Consider the following 2,131-nt stretch of genomic DNA (forward strand, 5'->3'; position numbering starts at 1 on the left):
GATGGACATGGCGAGCCCGCGCTTCCTCGGCTGGGTGATCGGCGCGGCGCATCCCGCCGGCACCGCGGCGGACATGCTGGTCGCGGGCTGGTCGCAGGTGGCGACCATGGCGACGCCGACGCCGACGGCGAGCGCGCTGGAGGAGATTTCCGGGCGCTGGCTGATCGAGCTCCTGCGGCTGCCGCCGGAATGCTCCTTCGGCCTCTGCACCGGGGCCACCGTGGCCAATGCCGTGGCGCTGGCGGCGGCGCGCAACGAGGTGCTGCGGCGCGTTGGCTGGGACGTGGAGGCGCGCGGGCTCTTCGGCGCGCCGGAGATCACAGTGGTGGTCGGCGCGGAGGTGCATTCCTCGGTCAGGGTGGCGCTGCGCATGCTGGGGCTGGGCGACGAGCGGGTGCGGATTGCCGCCGCGGACGATCAGGGGCGGATGCTGCCCGTGGCACTCGACGCCGAGCTGCGCGGGGTGGCGGGGCCGGCTATCGTCATCGCCCAGGCCGGCAACATCAATTCCGGGGCGCTCGATCCGATGGCGCCGATCGCGGATCTTGCGGCCGGGGCCGGGGCCTGGCTGCATGTGGACGGCGCCTTCGGGCTCTGGGCCAATGCCCATCCCGAGCTGTGGGACCAGGCCGAGGGGGTAGAGCGGGCCGACAGCTGGGCCGTCGACGGGCACAAATGGCTGCAGGTGCCCTATGATTGCGGCTTCGTCTTCGTGCGCGACGGGGCGGCGCACAAGCGCGCCATGGGGCATTCGGCCGCCTATCTGCCGAATTCGGAGACCCTGCGCGATCCGGGGGACTACGTGCCGGAGCTTTCGCGCCGCGCGCGGGGGGTGCCGGTCTGGGCGGTGCTGAAGGCGCTGGGGCGGGAGGGCGTGCTGGAGGTCATCGGCCGCTGCTGCCGGCTGGCGCGCGGCATGGCCGACCGGCTGGGCCAGCAGCCGGGGATCACGGTGCTGAACGAGGTGCGGCTCAACCAGGTGGCGCTGAGCTTCGGGCCGGAGGGGCCCGAGGGCGATGCCATGACAAGGGCCGTCCTGCAGCGGGTGCAGGCGGAGGGGGCCTGCTATCCTTCCCATGGCCAGTGGCGGGGCCGGCAGACGATCCGGCTTTCGGTGAGCGGCTTCGCCACCAGCGAGGCGGATGCCGACATCGCCGTCGCCGCGATCCTCGCCGCCTGGGAAGCAGTGCGGGCGGAACGCGATGCGTGACGGGCCGGTCATCGAGGCCCGCGGCCTCAACCTGGTCTTCGAGACCGGCGACGGGCCGGTGCATGCGCTCAAGGACGTGGATCTCAGCGTCGGCAGGGGCGATTTCGTCAGCTTCATCGGGCCGTCGGGCTGCGGCAAGACGACGTTCCTGAGGGTGGCCGCGGATCTGGAGGTGCCGACGGGCGGCACGATCGCGGTGAACGGGGTGAGCCCGGCGGAGGCGCGGCGGGCGCGGGCCTATGGCTATGTGTTCCAGGCCGCCGGGCTCTTTCCCTGGCGGACCATCGCGGGGAACGTGCGGCTGCCGCTGGAGATCATGGGCTACGCGCGCTCGGAGCAGGCGGCGCGGGTGGCCCGTGTGCTGGAGATGGTGGAGCTGGCGGGGTTCGAGAACCGCTATCCCTGGCAATTGTCGGGCGGCATGCAGCAGCGCGCCTCGATCGCGCGGGCGCTGGCCTTCGATGCCGACCTGCTCCTGATGGACGAGCCCTTCGGGGCGCTCGACGAGATCGTGCGCGACAAGCTCAACGAGCAATTGCTGGCGCTTTGGGCGCGCACGGGCAAGACCATTGCCTTCGTCACGCATTCGATCCCGGAGGCGGTCTATCTCTCCACGCGCATCGTGGTGATGTCGCCGCGGCCGGGGCGGGTGACGGACGTGATCGAGAGCCCGCTGCCCCGCGAGCGGCCGCTGCATATCCGCGAGAGCCGGGAATTCCTCGAGATCGCGGGTCGCGTGCGCGACGGGCTGCGCGCCGGCATGGGCGAGGAGGTCTGAGGATGGCGGGGCCGGGCGACGGGGCCGATCCTCGCGGTCGATGTCCTGCCCGTGCCGGCCGGGTGTCCCCAGCCCGATCGACAGGTGTCGATCGGGCCGCGCCGGCCCTGCGGGGGGCCGGCGCGCAAGCGCGCCGTCCAGGG

At 72.6% G+C, this 2,131-nt stretch carries 2 protein-coding genes; both read left to right on the forward strand.

Annotation, left to right across the window (positions count from 1 at the left end; translation table 11 throughout):
- The coding region (locus tag V7050_RS20585; RefSeq protein ID WP_324411227.1) for a pyridoxal phosphate-dependent decarboxylase family protein at positions 1-1,210 on the forward strand (1,210 nt) is incomplete at its 5' end.
- The gene (locus V7050_RS20590) at positions 1,203-1,988 is read left to right on the forward strand and encodes an ABC transporter ATP-binding protein (RefSeq protein WP_324374469.1); all 786 of its coding nucleotides are present in this window, start codon (positions 1,203-1,205) and stop codon (positions 1,986-1,988) included. The genes V7050_RS20585 and V7050_RS20590, both read left to right, overlap by 8 nt.
- Positions 1,989-2,131: the final 143 nt, after the last annotated feature.

Origin of the sequence: Amaricoccus sp., from assembly GCF_036846665.1 — a bacterium.
GTDB lineage: Bacteria > Pseudomonadota > Alphaproteobacteria > Rhodobacterales > Rhodobacteraceae > Amaricoccus.